The organism is Providencia sp. 2.29, from assembly GCF_015832305.1.
GTDB lineage: Bacteria > Pseudomonadota > Gammaproteobacteria > Enterobacterales > Enterobacteriaceae > Providencia > Providencia stuartii.
This window is the reverse complement of the sequence record NZ_CP065420.1, coordinates 3,336,470-3,357,251: the sequence shown is the minus strand read 5'-3', so window position 1 is coordinate 3,357,251 and position 20,782 is coordinate 3,336,470. Positions and strand designations below refer to the sequence as shown.

At 41.7% G+C, this 20,782-nt stretch carries 20 protein-coding genes and 1 other annotated feature; of the genes, 6 read left to right on the top strand and 14 right to left on the bottom strand.

Annotated elements, in window-relative coordinates; all coding sequences use genetic code 11:
• Nucleotides 1-52: 52 nt before the first annotated feature.
• The gene (locus I3B46_RS15830; RefSeq protein WP_104873357.1) at nucleotides 53-583 is read right to left on the bottom strand and encodes a hypothetical protein; all 531 of its coding nucleotides are present in this window, start codon (nucleotides 581-583) and stop codon (nucleotides 53-55) included.
• 173 nt (nucleotides 584-756) lie between these two features.
• Nucleotides 757-2,331, bottom strand: coding sequence for a TerC family protein (locus I3B46_RS15825; protein WP_004917989.1), 1,575 nt, complete (start codon nucleotides 2,329-2,331; stop codon nucleotides 757-759).
• A gap of 244 nt (nucleotides 2,332-2,575) precedes the next feature.
• On the opposite strand from I3B46_RS15825, the gene gndA reads away from it, so the two are divergent.
• A complete protein-coding gene (gene gndA, locus I3B46_RS15820; protein ID WP_014657811.1) occupies nucleotides 2,576-3,982 on the top strand; it encodes an NADP-dependent phosphogluconate dehydrogenase in 1,407 nt (468 codons plus the stop codon).
• A 136-nt stretch (nucleotides 3,983-4,118) separates the two neighbouring features.
• Here gndA and I3B46_RS15815 read toward each other — a convergent pair whose 3' ends face one another.
• Complete coding sequence (locus I3B46_RS15815; RefSeq protein ID WP_004917993.1) at nucleotides 4,119-4,403, bottom strand: Imm53 family immunity protein; 285 nt, start codon at nucleotides 4,401-4,403, stop codon at nucleotides 4,119-4,121.
• 703 nt (nucleotides 4,404-5,106) lie between these two features.
• Between I3B46_RS15815 and I3B46_RS15810 the strand changes: the two genes are divergently transcribed.
• Nucleotides 5,107-6,297: a multidrug effflux MFS transporter gene (locus I3B46_RS15810; protein WP_163762153.1), complete on the top strand. Its 1,191-nt coding sequence runs from the start codon at nucleotides 5,107-5,109 to the stop codon at nucleotides 6,295-6,297.
• Between the two features lie 120 nt (nucleotides 6,298-6,417).
• The gene (locus I3B46_RS15805; RefSeq protein ID WP_004917999.1) at nucleotides 6,418-7,053 is read left to right on the top strand and encodes a CatB-related O-acetyltransferase; all 636 of its coding nucleotides are present in this window, start codon (nucleotides 6,418-6,420) and stop codon (nucleotides 7,051-7,053) included.
• 53 nt (nucleotides 7,054-7,106) lie between these two features.
• Here the strand turns inward: I3B46_RS15805 and I3B46_RS15800 are convergent, their stop codons facing one another.
• From I3B46_RS15800 to hisG, 10 genes are all read right to left on the bottom strand, one after another.
• Nucleotides 7,107-7,349 carry a glycine zipper domain-containing protein gene (locus I3B46_RS15800; protein WP_014657814.1) on the bottom strand — a complete coding sequence of 81 codons (243 nt, stop codon included), beginning with the start codon at nucleotides 7,347-7,349 and terminating at the stop codon, nucleotides 7,107-7,109.
• Nucleotides 7,350-7,439: 90 nt separating this feature from the next.
• A complete protein-coding gene (locus I3B46_RS15795; protein ID WP_223854886.1) occupies nucleotides 7,440-7,871 on the bottom strand; it encodes a YbaK/EbsC family protein in 432 nt (143 codons plus the stop codon).
• Nucleotides 7,872-8,236: 365 nt separating this feature from the next.
• Nucleotides 8,237-8,848: a bifunctional phosphoribosyl-AMP cyclohydrolase/phosphoribosyl-ATP diphosphatase HisIE gene (hisIE, locus tag I3B46_RS15790; RefSeq protein WP_004918003.1), complete on the bottom strand. Its 612-nt coding sequence runs from the start codon at nucleotides 8,846-8,848 to the stop codon at nucleotides 8,237-8,239.
• Complete coding sequence (gene hisF, locus I3B46_RS15785) at nucleotides 8,842-9,618, bottom strand: imidazole glycerol phosphate synthase subunit HisF (RefSeq protein ID WP_004918004.1); 777 nt, start codon at nucleotides 9,616-9,618, stop codon at nucleotides 8,842-8,844. Before hisF ends, hisIE begins: the two co-directional genes overlap by 7 nt.
• Entirely contained in the window at nucleotides 9,600-10,337 is a 738-nt protein-coding gene (gene hisA / locus I3B46_RS15780) for a 1-(5-phosphoribosyl)-5-[(5-phosphoribosylamino)methylideneamino]imidazole-4-carboxamide isomerase (RefSeq protein WP_004918006.1), read from the bottom strand. Before hisA ends, hisF begins: the two co-directional genes overlap by 19 nt.
• 5 nt (nucleotides 10,338-10,342) lie before the next feature.
• Complete coding sequence (gene hisH, locus I3B46_RS15775; protein WP_088498606.1) at nucleotides 10,343-10,936, bottom strand: imidazole glycerol phosphate synthase subunit HisH; 594 nt, start codon at nucleotides 10,934-10,936, stop codon at nucleotides 10,343-10,345.
• Nucleotides 10,936-12,003, bottom strand: coding sequence for a bifunctional histidinol-phosphatase/imidazoleglycerol-phosphate dehydratase HisB (hisB, locus tag I3B46_RS15770; RefSeq protein ID WP_004918009.1), 1,068 nt, complete (start codon nucleotides 12,001-12,003; stop codon nucleotides 10,936-10,938). Before hisB ends, hisH begins: the two co-directional genes overlap by 1 nt.
• A gap of 21 nt (nucleotides 12,004-12,024) precedes the next feature.
• Nucleotides 12,025-13,095, bottom strand: a complete 1,071-nt coding sequence (gene hisC / locus I3B46_RS15765; protein WP_163762152.1) for a histidinol-phosphate transaminase — start codon at nucleotides 13,093-13,095, stop codon at nucleotides 12,025-12,027.
• Nucleotides 13,096-13,104: 9 nt separating this feature from the next.
• Nucleotides 13,105-14,415 (bottom strand): histidinol dehydrogenase, encoded by a 1,311-nt coding sequence (gene hisD / locus I3B46_RS15760; protein ID WP_076914365.1) that lies wholly within the window; start codon nucleotides 14,413-14,415, stop codon nucleotides 13,105-13,107.
• Nucleotides 14,416-14,420: 5 nt separating this feature from the next.
• A complete protein-coding gene (gene hisG, locus I3B46_RS15755; protein ID WP_004918014.1) occupies nucleotides 14,421-15,320 on the bottom strand; it encodes an ATP phosphoribosyltransferase in 900 nt (299 codons plus the stop codon).
• 41 nt (nucleotides 15,321-15,361) lie between these two features.
• Nucleotides 15,362-15,490 (bottom strand) — a sequence feature (His leader region).
• Nucleotides 15,491-15,735: 245 nt separating this feature from the next.
• Here hisG and I3B46_RS15750 point away from each other — a divergent pair.
• Entirely contained in the window at nucleotides 15,736-16,563 is an 828-nt protein-coding gene (locus I3B46_RS15750; protein ID WP_040132945.1) for an SDR family oxidoreductase, read from the top strand.
• On the opposite strand, the gene I3B46_RS15745 is transcribed toward I3B46_RS15750, so the two are convergent.
• Nucleotides 16,556-17,179 carry a glutathione S-transferase family protein gene (locus I3B46_RS15745; protein WP_014657819.1) on the bottom strand — a complete coding sequence of 208 codons (624 nt, stop codon included), beginning with the start codon at nucleotides 17,177-17,179 and terminating at the stop codon, nucleotides 16,556-16,558. The two genes, I3B46_RS15750 and I3B46_RS15745, sit on opposite strands and share 8 nt — an antisense overlap.
• Nucleotides 17,180-17,338: 159 nt before the next feature.
• On the opposite strand from I3B46_RS15745, the gene I3B46_RS15740 reads away from it, so the two are divergent.
• Nucleotides 17,339-18,544, top strand: a complete 1,206-nt coding sequence (locus I3B46_RS15740) for a serine hydrolase (RefSeq protein ID WP_004918021.1) — start codon at nucleotides 17,339-17,341, stop codon at nucleotides 18,542-18,544.
• A gap of 694 nt (nucleotides 18,545-19,238) precedes the next feature.
• Nucleotides 19,239-20,660 (top strand): hypothetical protein, encoded by a 1,422-nt coding sequence (locus I3B46_RS15735; RefSeq protein ID WP_104873359.1) that lies wholly within the window; start codon nucleotides 19,239-19,241, stop codon nucleotides 20,658-20,660.
• The last annotated feature ends 122 nt before the right edge of the window (nucleotides 20,661-20,782 follow it).

Sequence of the window (20,782 nt, the reverse complement as noted above, 5' to 3'; positions counted from 1 at the left end):
GGCTATAAGCGGGAGCTCTTCTTTATCTATTATTGACTATCAATAAGTTACATTAATATTCATACTTTGATCTGCTAGCTTCTTGGGTTATTCTTTCATTAATTTTTTCTTGGCTATCTAATCCAATAGTATTGTTTTGTCGGCGTTCAAATTGGAATTTACTTTCCGCCAGATGAATTTTACCTTCAGTGCTTTTTACTAAATTATTCAGCTTGGTTATTGTTTCTTTCTTACTTGTATGATGTTTGTAAGAAGAACTATCTAATTTAGTTTGGTAAGATTTAATCTCATTTTTTAATGAAGACAATGTTGTTGAAATATCTTTCATATTGACACCATTTCGACTAAAAACATCGCCGCTTTGAGCGGTTTTTAGCTGGCTCACAATTTTTTTAATACTATTTTTAATTTTCGTATTAAGTTGTTTAACATCTTTTACATGTACAGTTTTCTCTGCTGTGACAATTTTAGGTTGTTGGTTTGATGTATTACTAACATTTGATGCAGAGCTGGCAATAGAAGAATTATTCGCTTTAATTGGGGGCGATTGAACATTATGGATGCTTTGACTAGATACTTTCATCTCTAACCTCGAATAACATTATTAAGTTGCCTAAATTATTGAACAACTCAATAATTAATTCTTTTAAAAAACGCTACCATTTTTGTGTTTTAAGACATCGGATAAAGCAACTTTAAATATTTATGTAAAAAAATACCGGCTCACTGGCCGGTATGGTTCTAAATGAAGCTTAATTACTCTTCTTCATCTTCTTCAGGCTGTTTAGGTGGAATAATCAGCACCTTGCTAATACGGTGGTTCTTGACCTCAAGCGGTTGGAAAATACAACCGTTCACCTCAATTTGTTCACCTTCTTCAGGAACACGTTGAAGATGTTCCATCAATAGGCCTGCAATGGTTTCGTATTCACGTTTTTCATCCAATTCCATTGGAACAAATAAGATTAGGTCTTCTAATGGCATAAAACCATTGGCAATCCAGTGACCATCCTCCAACTTTTGGATGTCATGACGCGAATCATTTTCTTCTTCCCCATCTGGTAAGTTACCAGCAATGGTTTCCATTACATCGGTTAAGGTGACGACTCCCTCAACAGTACCAAACTCATCGACAACAAAGGCAAAGTGTGTTTGAGCTTTACGGAACTGCTCTAGCGCTTTTAGCAGCGAAAGGCCTTCAGGGAAGATTAGAGGTTGAGTAATAAGAGCACGTAAATCAAGAGGTTGACCACTGAGCTGCTGTTTAACTAAATCAAGCACATGGATAACACCAACAGGCTCATCACTGATATTCTCATCAATCACCACAAAGCGTGAATGCGGATTTTTTTCCAGCAATTGTAGTAATTCACTGGCTGATTTATTGATATCTAAATATTCCACATCATGGCGTGATGTCATGATACTTTCGACATTACGTTCCGCCATTCCCAAAACTCGGGCAATCATTTGACGCTCTTGTGGATCAAAAACAGATTGGTTATCCGCTATCAAGTCCGATGTATGAGCATCCAATTCCGCACGTTCATGGTTACCGCTTAGAATACGTAGCACCGCTTCTGCTGTGCGCTCACGTAATGGGCGACTACCTTTTAGGAATTTGCGACGGTTAAATTGTGCGAACTGATTTAAGACTTCAATCATGATAGAGAAACCAATCGCAGCATATAGATAGCCTTTCGGTATCGAGTAACCGAAGCCTTCAGCAACCAAGCTAAAGCCTATCATCAACAAGAAACTGAGACACAGGATAACGATGGTAGGGTGGTTGTTAACAAAACCAGTTAGTGGCTTACTTGCCCATATCATCAACATCATGGCAATCGTCACAGCAGCAACCATAACACCAATATGGTCAACCATCCCAACGGCGGTAATTACCGAATCGAGTGAGAAAACTGCATCAAGGACGATGATTTGTGCCACAACAGCCCAGAAATTCGATGTTTTCCGCTGGGTATGCGCGTGTTCATCCCCACCTTCTAGCCGTTCATTAAGCTCCATTGTTGCCTTAAATAGCAAAAAGAGACCGCCGACTAACATGATCAGATCTCTGGCACTAAATGGATGATCGAATAGTGTAATTAAAGGCTTGGTGAGCGTGATTAGCCAAGACAAGCTAAATAGCAGAATGACTCGCATCACTAGTGCTAGCATCAGACCCGTTACACGAGCCCTATCACGCAATTTTTGCGGAAGCTTATCTGCCAAAATGGCAATAAAGACGAGGTTATCAATACCAAGAACGATTTCTAGAACGATAAGGGTGGCAAGCCCCGCCCAAATCGAAGGATCTGCGATCCATTCCATACAGTTTGTTTTACCTTCTGATATGACGGCATATGCCGACTGGTGAATAATGCGGTTTGTTTACTCAAATTTCAATAAAAATTCACGTTAATGAGACGATAATCTACAAATAATATTCCGTTTGCGTCATCGATTGCATCAATAACTACCCACCAGAACAAACCTGAGTTAACATGTGATCCTGTTAACAGAATTGCCAGCAAGTAAAATGCTGGCTTAGGTCCTAATCAGACAGGAGTTTTTCATGTCAAAGCAACAGATTGGCGTTGTCGGTATGGCTGTCATGGGGCGCAACCTTGCGCTGAATATTGAAAGCCGTGGTTATTCCGTCTCTATTTTCAACCGTTCTAAAGATAAAACGGATGAAGTTATTGCTGAAAATCCAGGGAAAAAATTAGTTCCCAGCTACACTATTGAAGAGTTTGTCGACTCTCTGGAAAAACCACGCCGTATCCTGCTAATGGTGAAAGCAGGTGAAGCGACAGATAAAACGATTGCTGCATTGACTCCGCATTTGGACAAAGGCGATATCCTGATTGATGGTGGCAATACGCTATATAAAGACACAATCCGTCGTAATCGCGAGCTATCAGAGCAAGGCTTTAACTTTATCGGTACAGGGGTTTCTGGTGGTGAAGAGGGGGCACTAAAAGGCCCATCGATCATGCCGGGTGGACAAAAAGAGGCTTATGAACTGGTTGCACCAATTCTAAAAGAAATCGCCGCTAAAGCAGAAGGTGAGCCTTGCGTGACTTATATTGGCCCAGATGGTGCTGGTCATTATGTTAAAATGGTTCACAATGGTATTGAATATGGTGATATGCAGCTTATCGCTGAGGCCTATTCATTATTAAAAGGTGCTTTAAACCTAAGCAATGAAGCGCTTGCAGAGATTTTTGCAGATTGGAACCAAGGTGAACTAAGTAGCTATCTGATTGAAATCACCGCTGATATCTTTAAGAAAAAAGATGAAGATGGCAAATATCTTGTTGATGTCATTTTGGATGAAGCGGCAAACAAGGGCACAGGTAAGTGGACTAGCCAAAGCTCTTTAGATTTAGGTATTCCAGTAACACTTATCACTGAATCGGTATTCGCACGTTATATCTCTTTCCTAAAAGATCAACGTGTTGCTGCTTCTAAAGTGTTAACTGGTCCGGCATTAAAAGCGGTTGAAGGTGATAAAAAACAGTTTATCGAAAAAGTACGCCGTGCGTTATACCTAGGTAAAATCGTCTCTTATGCTCAAGGCTTCCAGCAATTAAAAGCGGCTTCTGACGAATATAACTGGGATCTTAACTACGGTGAAATCGCGAAGATTTTCCGTGCTGGTTGTATTATTCGTGCTCAGTTCTTGCAAAAGATTACAGATGCCTACAATGAAAACGCACAGATTGCGAACTTGTTATTAGCGCCATACTTTAAGCAAATCGCAGATGAATATCAGCAAGCGTTACGTGATGTGGTTTGTTATGGTGTACAAAACGGTATTCCAACACCCACATTCTCAGCCGCAATTTCTTATTATGATAGCTATCGTTCAGCGGTATTGCCTGCTAACTTAATTCAGGCACAGCGCGATTATTTCGGTGCTCATACTTATAAACGTACTGATAAAGAAGGCGTATTTCATACCGAATGGATGGAGTAATTCATTAAAACAATGAGTTACATAAGTGAAGGGTGCTGGTGATCCAGCCCCTTTTTTTATGCATACAACTCCCCCTATTAGGCAGGGGAAGTCATGAATATTAAAAACATTATGCTAGGCTGAAGGAGATATACTGTTATGACCCATTAAGCCATTTAATAGCGTAATCTAAGATGATATTTAAATTTTGTGGGCTTCCATAGCCTTTAAATTCTTTATCAGTTGTAATGATATTTAACCAATCATCATTGCTATTATTAACAATAAGGTTTGATTTATTTTTTCCACTCTCACCATTAATATGAACTCGCCAGCCTGGATTGTCTAACGTACTGATGTCTAATCCATATTCATGCTCCCAAATTCCATCGCATTGAGATTTATACCAATTTTGTAATTGAGTAATTAGATTATTATTCATTTTTTAAGTATTTATTTCTCAGTTCGCTCTCTTATTATGCTAATACTCGTCAGAACTCAAAGTTGATAATGTCATAAATGTAGGTAAATCAACTGGGGTTGTCAGCTAAAACAAATTAGACAAGAACTCGCAAGAGACAGCGTAAGGGGAATAGAAGGCTTATGCAAATTATGGTGTGACTTCATGGATTGCCATTACTCGAGAATATCGCCTTATTGAATTGATGATAATACTATTTTTATTGAAGTGAGCTTACTCTACGATAGGGTGAGAAAATAGGCTTCGACTAGGAATAATACATAGCGATTATTTACCTGATGGATCCGCAAGAGAAGAGTTTTGAATAACAAACCATAACTAATAACACTATAAAAAATGAACTGGTATTCATCAATTGGCTATTACGTTGCGGGGAGTGACTGATACGACGCTGTTCATTCGCTTAGTCTAAAATACTCGTTTACTTAGTGATAGTTAGAGGATCATAAGCTGCCTAACAGAGCATCTGTACTCTGCATTCAAGCGTTAAATTTACTTAACGGTGAGTTTTTTATGCTGAAAGATATTCGGACAAGAAAATCGGGTATCGCTTTGATTGATTCTACTGATAGAATTATCAGTTCATTTTTATTATTAGGCTGAGAAAGCTTCACTGCAAAGCCTAGATTGATCATTTGATGATTGTTCACTAAGAATTCTATTTATGCGAAAGTTCCTTGTCCTGTTATTGTTACTCGTACTACTTAGCCCACTGGCGATTGACCTATATTTACCGACAATCCCTGCTATTGCGATTGCCCTTGGCTCCCCAGAGTCACTGATACAATCAACAATCGCGCTGTTTATTTTAATTTTTGGTATAGGGCAGTTGGTCTCAGGGCCTTTAATTGATCGATATGGACGTAAACCTATCGCCATCATAGGGATCTTAATTTATATCATCGGGTCGACAGTTGCAGCATTATCAACTGCGGTGGAGATCTTTATTGCTGCGCGAGTGCTGCAAGGCGTCGCGGTCTGCTGCACAGGTGTAGTTGCTTTTAGTGGGGTGCGAGACCGTTTAAATGGTACAGAAGCGGCGCGTGCTTTTGGCTTCCTGAATGGCATATTAAACATTGTGCCAGCGCTTGCTCCGCTATTAGGTGGCTTTTTGGCAGAATATTGGGGATGGCGCGCACCTTTTTGGTTCCTTGCCCTCTATGCATTACTGCTCTTAGTATTGGTGATAGCTTTTTTACCTGAAACTCGCCCTGCAAGTTTGCAACATGTGAAAAAATTGCAACTTAACCATTATCTGCACATTTTGCGTAATAAGTATTTTATGATTTTTGCATTGGTTAATGCGGGTAGTATGGGAATGGTACTGACTTATGTCTCCTTTGCACCGAGCGTGTTAATGGGGGATTCAAAGCTAACCCCGCTAGAATTTTCGCTTGTGTTTGGGGCAAATGGTTTTTGGATCATGTTTGCTAGCTATATTGCTAACCACTATATCCCGAAAATTGGTCGCCCTAATTGCTTAAAAGCAGGTAGCTTATTTATGGGGATCGGGTGTTTAGGCCTCGTATTAGGCTTAATGTTACTGCCCTATGCGTTACAAAACCATTGGTTAGTCTATATGTTACCTGTTGCTTGTGCCTGTACAGGACTCGCTTTTATGATGGGAACCGCAACCAGTTACGCGTTAGAACCTTTTGAAAAAGAGGCTGGAACGGCCTCTGCACTGGTCGGGTTTATTCAAATGGCGGTTGGTGCGGGGTTAAGTTTATTGGCGATTAATGCCTTCTTACCAGCAAAGTGGGCGCTAGCTATTTTAATGTTGTTAGGCTGTATCATTGCGCTGGCGGCAAGGAATGTCAGCTTAAAATTAGCCGCACAGAATGAGGCAGCATAAATGATAAATCCCTTATTAAAACAGCCTAGGGTGGCTAAAGGTGATGTATTTTTGAGCGCGAATACATCACCATAGACAGCGTTCTATGGTAATAATAATTTTATAATTAGGATTGTTACCATGAATCAGAAACATTGGTCAAAATATCAACTATTACACGAAGTTGTCCAAAACCCCAATATCCATATTAAAGGGCGTCACAGTTATTACAGTGACTGTTGGGATAATGGCTTTGAAGCTTCCGTTGTTCGTTACCTACAAGGAGATGAAGGGAGTCGTGACTGGCAACTTCCTTGGCAAGTCGATCAACTCTATATTGGCGATTATGTCTGTATCGGCAGTGAAGCCGTGATTTTGATGGGAGGAAATCACACTCATCGAATAGACTGGTTTTGCCTGTATCCTTTTATTGAGCATATTAATGAAGCCTATGTAGGGAAGGGAGATACGATAATTGGTGATGGCGCATGGATTGGTATGCGAGCATTCATCATGCCCGGCGTTCATATCGGTGAAGGCGCTGTTATTGCCGCCAATAGTGTTGTGGTAAAAAATGTGGCGCCATATAGCATTGTTGGGGGCAATCCAGCGAAACAGATTGGATACCGTTTTTCGCCTGAAATTATTAGTGAGCTGCTCGCATTGAGAATTTATGATTGGCCTGAAGAGCAATTCAATGCGTTAAAACCTCATTTATGTCATTCTGATTTGGCCGCATTAAAAGCGGCATTGTTGGAATATCAAAACAAATCATAACAATGACCGATAGGGAATGATGATATGTCATTCCCTTTATCGCATATATAAATTTACTTCTTGCTGGCTAAGTAACCAAATATAAAGCCGACTCCGGCAGCGATAGTGGCTGCGGCAAGTGGATGGCTTTTTACGCTATCCACAGCGGAATTTAAGGTATCACAGCCTTGAGCCGCACATTTTTTAACGGCACCTTTAATTTGATGTTCTGTAGAGTCGGTGACTTCACCATAGGCTTGCTGCGCCGTGCCAGCGGCTTCTCTTGCTCTGTTTTCTGCTTTGTCGAATAAACTCATGATATTCTCCTTTATACTGAACAACAGTTATTACTAAGTGTAGCAGCCGCATAAAAGCGCGAGACCTATTTTACTTAAAATCAAGTTATTTTACGTTGTTTCACTATCACGAATAAAACTAACTAGAGTGGGATTAGCAATACGCCGATAGTCTTCGGTATTGAGGATAACTGAGCGTTCAAGTGTGCCAGCATTAAAGGCTAATTCTTCAAAACGGGCAAATAAATAAGGATCAGCAATTAATTTTAGCGAGGGGTGGAAGCTAAAAGGAGGAATGGCGCCAAATACACATTGGGTTAAATCATCCACTTCTTTTGGACTCGCTAATGAGGCTCGCGTTCCGCCAATGGCATGGGCTATTTTGCTTAAATCAGCCTGTTTATCCGCAGGAAGAATAGCTAAAACATGTTGGCGGATCCCATTTCCTTTGACATGGCATACCAGACCTTTTGCACCTTGACCTAATTGGGTTCCTCGTACTTTAGCGACTTCCTCAGATTTACCTGCGGTTGGGTGTTCCATCACACGGTATCTGGCATTATGTTTATCAAGTAACTGGGTTAATTGAATAAAAATAGGGCTTTCTGACACGACGGTTCCTTTTTTATAAAAATAAACAGTTGAGATAGTAGCAAAATTAGATAACAAGCTAAATACCATGGATATTATCTGAAAATTGAAAGAAGCAATGAGCGTGTTTTTAAGTTAATAGCGAAATCATTGCCTAAATAGCATTTTTATTAAAATAGGCTTTCACTTGAATTGATTGACTCAATTAGCTAAACAGTCATTTATAGGTAAGATAATAGGAGGGCTTAGGTCGACGAACAATAATCAGTTCACCTTTTTTATATTGGGTAGCCCACCTTAAGCAGGCTACCGTATTATTATTGATGGCGCTCTTTCAGTCGTTTGATGATAGTGCTTAAATCAAGATCTTGGTCTTGTAAGAGTACCAGCAAGTGATACATCAGATCTGCGGCTTCATTCGTGAGTTCAGCACGATCATTCACGGTGGCAGCTAGTGCGGTCTCAACCCCTTCTTCTCCCACTTTTTGAGCGATACGTTTAGTTCCACTAGCATATAAACGCGCGGTGTAAGAGCTTTCAGGATCTGCTGTTTTACGTGATTTTAGTAAGGTTTCCAGTTCAAATAAGAAGCCCCAATCACTTTGGGCTGGAGCAAAACAGCTTTCAGTGCCCTTGTGACAAGTTGGTCCAATAGGTTGTACTAAGGCGAGCAGGGTATCGCTGTCACAGTCTGGATAGATATCTACCAAATTGAGAAAATGGCCAGACGTTTCCCCTTTGGTCCATAGGCGCTGTTTGGTTCTTGAATAAAAAGTGACCTTGCCACTCTCTAAGGTGGTTTGTAAGGCTTCAGGGTTCATATAACCCAACATTAGTACATCACCAGAGGTGGCGTGTTGTACAACAACAGGCATTAGCCCATCGACTTTTTGCCAAGCAAGTTGGTGACATTGTTCTGTGGTTAACATACTCTAATTTGAACTCCATTTTCTGCAAGGTATTGCTTTAATTCACCGATATTGATGATTTGCTTATGGAACACAGAAGCAGCAAGTGCGCCATCAACGTTTGCATCGCAAAAAGCATCAAGGAAGTGTACTTTTTCACCCGCGCCACCAGAGGCAATTAAAGGCACTTGGCAGATTTCGCGGACTTTTTTCAGTTGTAGCAGATCATAGCCTTGGCGTACACCGTCTTGGTTCATCATGTTTAGAACGATTTCGCCAGCACCGCGTTGTTGAACCTCTTTAACCCAATCTAAGGTTTTCCAGCGGGTTTGTGTGGTGCGCTTTTCATCACCAGTAAATTGATAAACCAGATAATCTCCGCTGTCATGGTCAAACCAAGTGTCGATACCAACCACAATACATTGAACACCAAAGCGCTCAGCGAGACGGCTAATTAAGGTTGGATCAGACAATGCAGGTGAGTTAATGGAAATTTTATCTGCGCCAAATGACAGGATTTGTGCTGCATCTTCGACACTTTTAATACCACCAGCCACGCAAAACGGGATATCAATGACTTCGGCGACTTTGGAAACCCAACTCTTATCGACCACACGGCCGTCAGATGATGCAGTAATATCATAAAAAACTAATTCATCTGCCCCTTCTTGGGCATAACGCTGGGCGAGCGGCACGATATCACCAATAATTTCATGATTACGGAATTGAACACCTTTAACCACTTGCCCATCACGAACATCCAGACAAGGAATTATGCGTTTTGCCAACATGCGATTGCCTCCGCGACAGTGAATTTACCTTCAAGTAGGGCGCGACCAACAATCACGCCTGCCGCTCCTGATGATGGAATAGCGGCGATATCAGCTAAAGAGCCAATACCCCCTGAAGCTTGAAAAGCAATATCAGGGTATTTTTGACTGATTTCACGATATAAGTTGACATTGGAACCCGCCAAGGTGCCATCTTTCGAAATATCGGTACATAAAACGTGTTTTAGCCCGTATGGCTGATACATCTCAATGGCCTGTTCCAGAGAAAGGTTTGAATTCTCTTGCCAGCCACTGATGGCAATTTCTTTAACGCCTTGTTGATTGATACGAACATCCAGAGCAAGCACGATAGCTTCACCGCCGTAACGTTCAAACCAAGTTTTCACTAATTCGGGTTGCTTGACCGCGGTTGAGCCAATAACCACTCGCGTCGCTCCCGCGTCTAACAGCGCTTTTACGTCTTCTTCAGTGCGGATACCACCGCCAACTTGTACAGGAACACAAACGCCAGCTAATAATTTTTTGAGTAGGGAAATTTGGCGTTTTTGTGGGTCTTTGGCTCCCGTTAAATCGACTAAATGCAGTAATTTCGCCCCTTCTTGCTCATATTGTTGCAGGCGAGGGAGAGGATCATTACCGTATGCCGTTTGCTTGGCATAGTCTCCTTGGTGTAGGCGAACAACATTACCATCAATTAAATCTAAAGCAGGAATGATCATCTCAATTACATCTCCAAAAAGTTTTGGATCAGACGGGAGCCTGCGGCACCCGAACGTTCAGGGTGGAATTGAACCCCGTAAAAGTTATCCTGATTGACAGCACTACTAAATGGGTTCCCATATAAGGTTTGAGCTAGGGTATTACCTGAAATTGGCATCGAATAGCTATGCACAAAATAGAAGTAGGCATCCTCACGGATCCCTTTGAATAAAGGGTGGCTTGCTAATGCTTTAACTTGGTTCCAGCCACTGTGCGGAACAGGCAAACCGTTAGCATCCATTTTTTGGACCGGGCTATCAATGAGGCCCAGTAATGGGATCAATTCTTTACCTTCTTCACTCACACTGCCCATTAATTGCATACCTAAGCAGATGCCTAAAACAGGTTGAGTCAGCGTTTTAATTAACGGAATGAGTTCACGCTCATTCAGTTGTTCCATGGCGGCACTTGCTGTGCCGACTCCCGGTAGAAACACTTTATCAGCCTGTAAAATCGTCTTAGTATCACGGCTAATTTTTGGGGTGTAACCCAAACGCTTAACGGCGTAAGCGACCGATGACAAATTAGCGCACCCCGTATCAAGGATCACAACATTCATTAGAGAACCCCTTTCGAGCTAGGCAAAGTATCCCCTTCAACACGGATCGCTTGGCGTAAGGTGCGACCAAACACTTTAAATAGGCTCTCTGCTTTATGGTGATCGTTTTTCCCTTTAGTTTTCAGGTGTAACGTACAACCCATCGCATAAGAGAGTGAACTGAAAAAGTGTTCGATCATTTCAGTGCTCAAATCACCAACGCGTTGGTATTTAAATTCTGCTTTGTATTCAAGGTGTGGGCGGCCAGAGATATCTAATGCACAGCGTGCTTGGCACTCATCCATCGGTAGCACAAAGCCAAAACGCGCAATACCACGTTTGTCACCTAGCGCAACACGCAGTGCCTCACCAAGGGCTAAACCTGTATCCTCAACGGTGTGATGGTCGTCTATAAATAGGTCACCTTTAACGTCGATATTTAAACGGAAACCACCGTGAGTCGCGATTTGGTCAAGCATGTGATCAAAGAAGCCAACGCCGGTGTTGATTTGGCTACCGCCTTCGCGATCAAGCCAGACTTCGACGCGAATATGGGTCTCTTTTGTGACTCGTTCGACCAAGGCATGACGATCGCGTTTGGTTAACTTATCAGTGATAGCGACCCAATCGAGTGATTCAGGGCTATAACGTAGGCCTTGAATACCCATATTTTCAGCTAATTGGATGTCGGTTTCACGGTCGCCAATCACATAGCTGTTTGCTTTGTCTAATTTACCTTCAACAAGATAATTTTCGACTAAGCCTAACTTTGGCTTGCGGCAGTTGCAGTTATCCGCAGGTTTGTGAGGGCAGATCAGCACTTCATCAAATTGGATACCCTGAGATTCAAAAACCTGCATCATTAAATTATGAGGTGGCTCAAAGTCAGCCGTTGGAAAGCTATCCGTTCCCAAGCCATCTTGGTTAGTGACCATGACTAAACGGTAGTTGGCTTTTTGGAGCGCGAGTAAGCTCGGGATCACCGCTTTTTCAAATGCTAATTTGCTTAGGCTATCGACCTGAAAATCAGTAGGTGGCTCAGTGATTAATGTTCCGTCACGGTCAATAAAAAGTATTTTTTGGCTCATGAATGTTTCCTATTTTCAGGTTTAGCAAAGGGCTTCAATAGCGTCAATAACACGTACATTTTCGGTTTCTGTGCCGATAGTGATACGTAAACAGTTGGCAAGTCCTGGCTGTTTACTTTGATCACGTAAAATAATGCCTTGATCCCACAGGGCTTTAAACACCTTATTGCCGTCAGTAAAGCGCACTAAAATATAGTTAGTTTCGCTTGGGTAAACCTTTTCTACGATAGGCAATGCCTGTAAAGCTTCTGAAAGCGCAATGCGGTTATTGGTGATTGTCGTAACACGGTGTTTCATGGTCGCTATCCCCTCCATATTCAGCGCTTGAGCCGCTATCATCGCCACAGGGGTAGAAAGCGGATAAGGAGCGATCACTTTTAGCAAAACTTCAATAACATCGGGGGCGGCTAATGTGAAGCCACAACGCAGGCCTGCTAGTGCAAATGCTTTTGATAAAGTTCTCAATACGACTAGGTTAGGGTAGTTGTTGAGCCAACTGGCTACGCTATATTGAGGGCAAAATTCAATATAAGCTTCATCAACAACCACTAACGCTCGACCTGCCGCCATTTCAAGGACTTCAACCAGTGCCTTGTTATCAATAATATTGCCGGTTGGATTATTAGGGCTGCAAATATAGATCAGCTTAGTGTTGCTCAAGTTTTCACGAATAGCATCAACATTGAGTGACCAGTCTGGCAGAGCAGGGATCTTCTTCTGTTCGATACCAAAAGTTTCAGCGCTGACACTGTACATGCCATAGGTAGGTGGACAAAACATCACCGCATCTTTACCGGGTTCACAGAAGGCCCGGATCAGCAGCTCGATTGACTCGTCAGCGCCGCGGCAAACTAACACTTGCTCAGGAGAAACCCCTGCATACGCCGCGTAATTGAGGATCAAATCGGTAGGCTGGCATTCAGGATAGCGGTTTAAATTACGTTCATTAAACTGAAACTCTGGCGCAATTGGGTATTCATTCGCATTTAACCAAACATCACCACGACCGCCTAAACGGCGAGCAGACATATAGGGTGTCATCTCTTTGACATTGTTACGTGCAAGACTAGCGGCTTTAAAGGTTTCGCTCATCACTCACTCCTATTTTTGTTTGTTCAGTTCAGTGACACGTAAGGTCACGGCATTTTTGTGAGCCGTTAGGCTTTCTGCTTGCGCTAACGTTTCAATGGTAGTCGCTAACCCTAAAAGCCCTTGAGGCGAGAGTTTTTGCACTGTCATACGTTTCATAAAATCAGCAAGGCCAAGACTTGAATAGGTTGATGTATAACCGTAAGTCGGCAACACGTGGTTAGTTCCAGATGCATAATCTCCCGCGGATTCAGGTGACCAGTCACCAACAAAAATCGATCCCGCACTGGTGATGTTTTCGACTAATTCGTCGGCATTGCGTGTTTGTAGAATTAAATGTTCTGGACCGTAGCGGTTACTTATTTCAACGCACTGTGCAATGGAGTCAGCAATAATGACACGACTGGCACTCAATGCTGCTCTTGCAATATCAGCACGCGATAGCTCTGCAAGCTGTTTTTCCGTTTCATCAATAACACGTTGAGCAAATGTTTGGCTGTCGGTTAACAATATGACTTGTGAATCAGGGCCATGCTCTGCTTGCGATAATAGATCCGCCGCTGTAAAAGCAGGGTTGGCTTGGCTGTCAGCAATGACTAACACTTCTGATGGCCCCGCTGGCATATCAATTGCGGCCCCTTCGTGATCTTGGCTGACTTGGCGTTTGGCCTCTGTCACGTAGGCATTGCCCGGGCCAAAAATTTTATCAACGGCGGGAATACTTTCGGTTCCAAATGCCATAGCGGCAATTGCTTGCGCTCCCCCAACTTGGAAAATATCGGTAATACCACACAATTTAGCGGCATAGAGTATTTCATCTGCAATAGGTGGCGGTGAGCAAAGGATCACTTGCCGGCAGCCTGCAATATTTGCGGGTGTGCCTAACATCATTACCGTTGAAAGAAGGGGGGCTGAGCCTCCAGGAATATAGAGGCCCACGGAATCGATCGGACGTGTAATTTGTTGGCACACAACCCCAGGTTGAGTTTCAACTTGAATAGCCGCCGGTTTCTGAGCCTCATGAAAACGACGGATATTGCCGATGGCCGTTTGCATCGCAATTTTGATGTTGTCATCAAGGCGTGTTGCGGCTTGTTCAACAGCATCTTGTGAAACACGAATAGTTGAAATAGCTGTTTTATCAAAACGTTGGCTAAATTCGATTAATGCACTATCACCGCGGGCTTTGACCTGTTCAATGATCTGGGTGACAGCAGCGCTAATGTTTGTAGACGCAGCGATGGCAGGGCGTGTCAGTAGCGCTTTTTGTTCATTAGCATGACATGATGACCAGCGAATCGGTTGATTAAATCCCATTTCCATCGGTATTACTCCATCATTTTTTCAATCGGTAGAACCAAAATGGAGCTTGCGCCTAATGCCTTGAGTTTTTCCATGGTTTCCCAGAACAGGGTTTCACTGCTGACCATGTGCATTGCAACACGGTTTTTATCTCCCGCTAAAGGCAACAAAGTAGGGCGCTCTGCACCCGGCAGTAATGCGATAATCTCTTCTAAGCGCTCACTTGGAGCGTGTAGCATAATGTATTTGGATTCGCGGGCTTGGATAACACCTTGAATGCGTGTCATCATGCGATCAATCAGTTGCTGCTTGTCTGCTGAAATTTCCCCGTCTCGTTGGATCAAACAAGCTTTAGAACGATAAATCACTTCGACTTCTTTTAGGCCGTTGGCCTCTAATGTTGCCCCTGTTGAAACAAGGTCACAGATAGCATCGGCAAGACCTGCCCGAGGGGCGACTTCGACAGAGCCGTTTAATAAACAAGATTTAAATTGAATGCCTTTTTCATCGAAGTAACGTTTTAATAAGTTCGGGTAAGAGGTGGCAATACGAGAGCCATTTAAGCACTCTGCACCTGTGTAGTTAAAGTCAAGAGGCGCGGCTAATGATAAGCGACAAGCACCAAAATCAAGGCGACGCAGTGTCTTATAAGCGGGATTATCGCCTTGAGCACGGCGGCTTAATAGCTCCTCTTCAAGGACGTTTTCACCAATGATACCAAGGTCAACGACACCATCCATAACTAGCCCTGGGATATCGTCATCGCGTACACGAAGTAAATCAATAGGCATATTTTCTGCATAAGCAATCAATCGCTGTTGTTGTAAATTGATTTTAATTCCGCAGCGGGCAAGCAGTTCTCGTGAGTCTTCACTTAAACGACCTGATTTTTGAATAGCAATTCTTAACCGTGATTTATCCAACATAATTTTACCCTGCTTATTCTGTAATATATTTTTGATTAATAATAAAAAAACCCTCGGAAGATATTCTTCCGAGGGTTTTCTCTATTTCGCATTTCAGCCACCGGAAGAGTTATTGAACGTCTTCCAGCACACATCGCCCGAAAGACTAATCAGGATGATGGTGATGATGATGGTTGCGAGAAATACGAGTCATAATAGCTTCCGATAATAATATTGTTAGTTGCTTAAACATTCACTACTCATCAACCTATCCGATTTCATCACTAGAATGCAACTCTTTTTTTAAAAATAATCGATAATAATTGGATAGTGCCGTTTTATAGTGAATAATCGCCTGAATAATATATTCGGAAGTTAAAAGGTTTTTCGATAAGCTAAGCAGAATTAAGTTATTGTCGGTATGTAGGGGGGAATGATGAAAAAGGTCGCAATTGTTGGATTAGGGTGGTTAGGGTTACCCCTTGCGAGAGCGTTGTTAGCTGAGGGGATTGAAGTCTCTGGCACAAAAACGACCACGGATGGTATCGCTGCCGCTCGTGCTGTAGGAATTGATTGTTATCATTTGCAGCTCACTCCCGAATTAGTGTGTGATGGTGATGACTTACAGCAATTAATGGAAGAGGCTCAGGCGTTAATTATTTTACTACCGCCTTCAAAAGTGAATGTACCAGCTTATGTCAACGCCATCGAACAGCTTGTTGATACGGCAATAACCTTTCAAATTCCTCGTGTGATTTTTACCTCATCGACTTCTGTTTATGGTAATGCGATTGGTGAAATTGATGAAAATAGCCAGCGACATGCAGAAACCGCGTCAGGGCAAGCCTTGATTGAGGTTGAAAACTGGCTTCATGCACTGCCGAACATTTCAGTGGATATTTTACGGCTAGCGGGGTTGGTAGGAGAAAATCGTCACGCAGGGCGTTTCCTTGCGGGCAAAAAATCCCTAAAAGGAGCAACACAGCCTGTTAATCTTGTTCATCAGGATGATGTGATTGCTGCCATCCTATTATTACTCAGGCAGCCCAAAGGAGGACATATCTATAATTTATGTGCTCCTCAACATCCTCAACGCGCGGATTTCTACCGCCAAGCGTCTCAATCATTAAATTTGGAGGCACCTGAATTTTGCACTGAACCGGCAGAAAACGCAGGGAAAATCGTTAAAGGTGAACGTATCTGTCAAGAACTTGGGTTTGAGTATCAATACCCAAACCCAATGCAGATGCCGATGACTATTTAAGCGGGATCATCACAATTTTTTGGAAAGCAGGACGGGTTGTTAACTGAGAGTACCAACGTTCTAAGTGAGGGAATTCAGGGCGTTCTGTGACGATTTCGTGCCATGGGTAAAACAGTGGAGCAATAGCGATATCAGCGATCCCAAATTGTTGACCGCTAAAATAGGGCTGAGTCGCTAGGGCTTCATCGGCAATTTTGAGCAACTTTTCAATATTGTGATAAATGGTACGTACTGTTTCTGGATCTCGTTCGTCAGGGGAAACGCGGACAATTTTATTCATCATCTGTTTGATATTATCGAACAAACTTCCACATCCCCAATCTAACCATTTGTCGGCAGCAGCCTTTTCTTGAAGGTTTTGTGGGACCAATAAGTGAGAATGATCAAACTTTTCCGTAAGGTATCGTAAAATGGTATTTGATTCCCACAGGGTAAAGTCATCATCCTGTAAAGTTGGAATGGTGCTGTTTGGATTCATTTTTTTATATTCAGGTGTATCAAGCCCCCCAAAAGGGCCGCCAACATCTTTTTGATGATAAGCAACGTTCAATTCTTCAAGGCACCAAAGTACTTTTTTGACGTTTGATGAGTTTTTACGACCCCATACAGTTAACATAGTTTTCCCCATGATTTGATGTTTCGTTGTTTACCCTAATTAAGATAGATGAAATCGTATTATGGGAACAATCTTTATTTGTTGTGTGTAGCTTAATTGTGTAAAAAGCCCTACATTAATAATGAATTAACCGTTTTAGTATTTGTAAAGGAGTAACCGATGAACAAAAAATTTTTCACCTTAAAGGCGCGATACCTAGGAACTGGATTAGGCCTTTTAGTTGCGGTAAGTCATTTTGCTTACGCGGCAGGAACACCGGTTGCTCCACAGGTTGATGCAAAAGCTTTTGTATTGATGGACTACGACAGCGGTAAAATTTTGGCGTCAGGTAATCCAGATGAGCGTTTAGATCCTGCTAGTTTGACGAAAATGATGACCAGCTATGTGGTCGGTCAAGCAATTAAAGCGGGTAAAATCACGCCACAGGATATGGTCACGGTAGGTGTAGATGCGTGGGCAACGGGCAATCCCGTCCTAAAAGGCTCATCACTGATGTTTTTAAAGCCTAAAGATCGTGTCTCGGTATTGGATCTAAATAAAGGGGTCGTTATTCAGTCAGGGAATGATGCCAGTATCGCGCTCGCGGATTATGTCGCTGGTAGCCAAGACTCGTTCGTCAGCTTGATGAATGAATATGTGAAGCAGTTAGGGTTAAAAAATACCCATTTTAAAACAGTGCATGGCCTAGATTCTGAAGGGCAATACAGCACTGCTCGTGATATGGCAATTTTAGCCCAAGCGATGATCCGTGATGTGCCTGATGAGTACGCTTTACATAAAGAAAAAGAGTTTACTTTTAACAAAATCCGTCAACCTAACCGTAACCGTCTGTTATGGAGCCAAAATCTCAATGTTGATGGTGTGAAAACGGGTCACACCAGTGGCGCAGGGCATAATTTAGTTGCTTCCGCGACGGATGGCCCAATGCGTCTGATTTCTGTGGTGCTTGGTGCTCCGAGTGACCGAGTACGTTTTTCGGAAAGTGAAAAATTACTGACATGGGGGTTCCGTTTCTTTGAAACGGTGACTCCAATCAAAGCCGATCAAACATTGCAAACACAGCGCGTTTGGTTTGGTGATAAATCAGAGGTAGCACTTGGCGTTGAAAAAGACACTGCTATCACGATACCAAAAGGCCAGTTACAGAATTTGAAAGTGAGTTATACGCTGACGAATCCATCAATTGAAGCACCACTGGCTAAAAATCAAGCGGTTGGAACAGTCAATTTTATCTTAAACGATCAAATTGTTGAACAGCGTCCACTCGTGGTCAAAGAATCAGTTGAAGAAGCGGGCTTCTTTGGGCGTATTTGGGACTATATCGTAAAAACGGTCAGTGGCTGGTGGAATGCTATTTTTGGTTAAATTCTGATTAAAAGCACGCTTGAGGTGGCGCTGTTGCAAAGCTCAATTAGCCGATGGTGAACAATTAACGATTGGGTTGCTGAGGCTTTTTTGTTAGATGTGTGCAACGGTCACCATATTATTTTTGAATGGTGTGCTGGTGTTGTAAGTACAGCACCAGCAACTCCCCTGTAACTCATTCTATGTATTCGCCTTTCATTAAATGTGGCCGTTTGGGCCGTTACCGAACGCAATAATAAAATGACTTAATGCTTGTTTCCCGTATTGGATCAGCATGTTCCATTTTTTAGAGGCCGACTCAATCACTAAATAAATCATTCTACGTACAGAATCATCGTTCAGGAAGGGGTTGCGCTTCTGAATTGCATGGCGGGTGAACGATATAATACGAGGATGTGAGGGCCTTAAGGCACTTAGGTATAATCTTGGATTGAAAAACGCTATTTTACAAATGAAAGATTATTAACTTATCGTAATTTTGAATATTTAAATAGAGTTAGTCTTAATTTATAATTATTTTTTACAGATAAACTTCAATTGCAATATTTTATTTTTAATTCAATAATTATATTAATCGTTTGGTGTTTAATTATTTTTATGAATGTAATTTATTCAATGGAATTGCCAAACCGATATGAAGTATTTTATTTATAAATGGATTTAATTAGTGTATTTAATACGGAGAATGATATTTATGGCTATGACAATTGAAGAAAGAAAAGCACAGCTAGAAAGAAAACAAACAACACAAGGATTGGGTGAGAACACGACAATAGGCGGAGATGCTACTAATCATGGCCGTAATAAAGGCATTATTGAAGGTGGCTTAGCTCACGATGGTGGGTTAGGTAATGGTAGAATTAAAGGTGGTAGCTCAATTAATAATAACCATAATGAAGATATTATTGAAGCTGGAGCCGCCATTAATCATGGTAAAAACAATGGTGATATCGGTGGGGGTCATAGCAGTAATTATGGTATAAACAAAAATACGTTAAAAGGCGGTTTAGCGAATAACGAATTTGGTTCGGTTAATACAAAATACTCTTATTTAAAAGGGGGGGATGCCGTCAGGGAACTACAGCACTGTGTAGAAACTTATGATGGAAATCAAAAGCAGCTTAAAGCGATGAAAGACGATTTTGCCAAAATAAAAGAAAGTTTCAGTGATATGCAAGCTGATGGTAGCGCGCTATCTCAATCGGAAAAAGATAGATATGAGACATTACTAAAAGAAAAAAATGAGGAAATTAAAAAATTAAATGAAGTTATAAGTAGTGACCTTGAGAAAATTGATAATTTGGTATCTCAATTGTCTGATAAAGATCAAGAGATAAAATCGATGGCAATAAAAATAAAACAAGCTATCGAAGATAAAAATAAACTTGAAGAGAGACTTGTTGATATCAATAAAAAAATAATTAAAGCAAATGACCGTATTGAAGCATTACAGTCGGATATCCATAATAAGGAATCTAAAATTGCTGAGTTAGAGCAGCAATTAAATGACGATTGTGCTAATAAAGAAGAGCTCAATAAAGCGATTGCATCATTGAAAAAAGAACTTAATGATACACAAGACAAATTAGAAAATAACCAATCCTTAATTTCAAAAAGAGAAGAAACCATTTCTCGTTTGAATATTAAAATCACCAAAATGGAAACAGAATACAGCCAAAAACAGCAGGAGTTTGGTAAAAAACTGGAAGTTCTTTTAGAGCAAATAGCTTCACTGGCTAATGAAGGTAAAGAAGAGCTATCGGATTCTATAGTGACGACGAGCAGCAAAACTACCACAGTGACAATTTCAAATACTGCCGATCCATTGGGGGATATTAAAGAGCAAATGGCTCCTGCTGTGACGGGCGGTAATGCTGAAAACCTAGGTATAAACTCAGGTACTATTAAAGCAGGCGATAGCAATAGCCAATCTATGGTGATGAAGAATGAGATAAATATTAATGTAGATGGTAAGGCGGACATGGTTGTAAGTACATTGAGAGAGTCAATCAGTTCAATGGGGAGTAGAATCGAAGGCGTTGCAAACGGCATTGTAAATGAGGTGAAGCAAAGAGCACAATCGGTATCGATGCCGGTTAAATCAGATATCGCGTAATCATAATAAAATTAACGAAACACAGGAGTCAGTATATTGCTGACTCCTGTTTTTTTATGACTTTAGCCAGTTTAAGTCGCGTTAACGTCTTAAACATAAAACCACCCGCTTTGCGGGTGGTT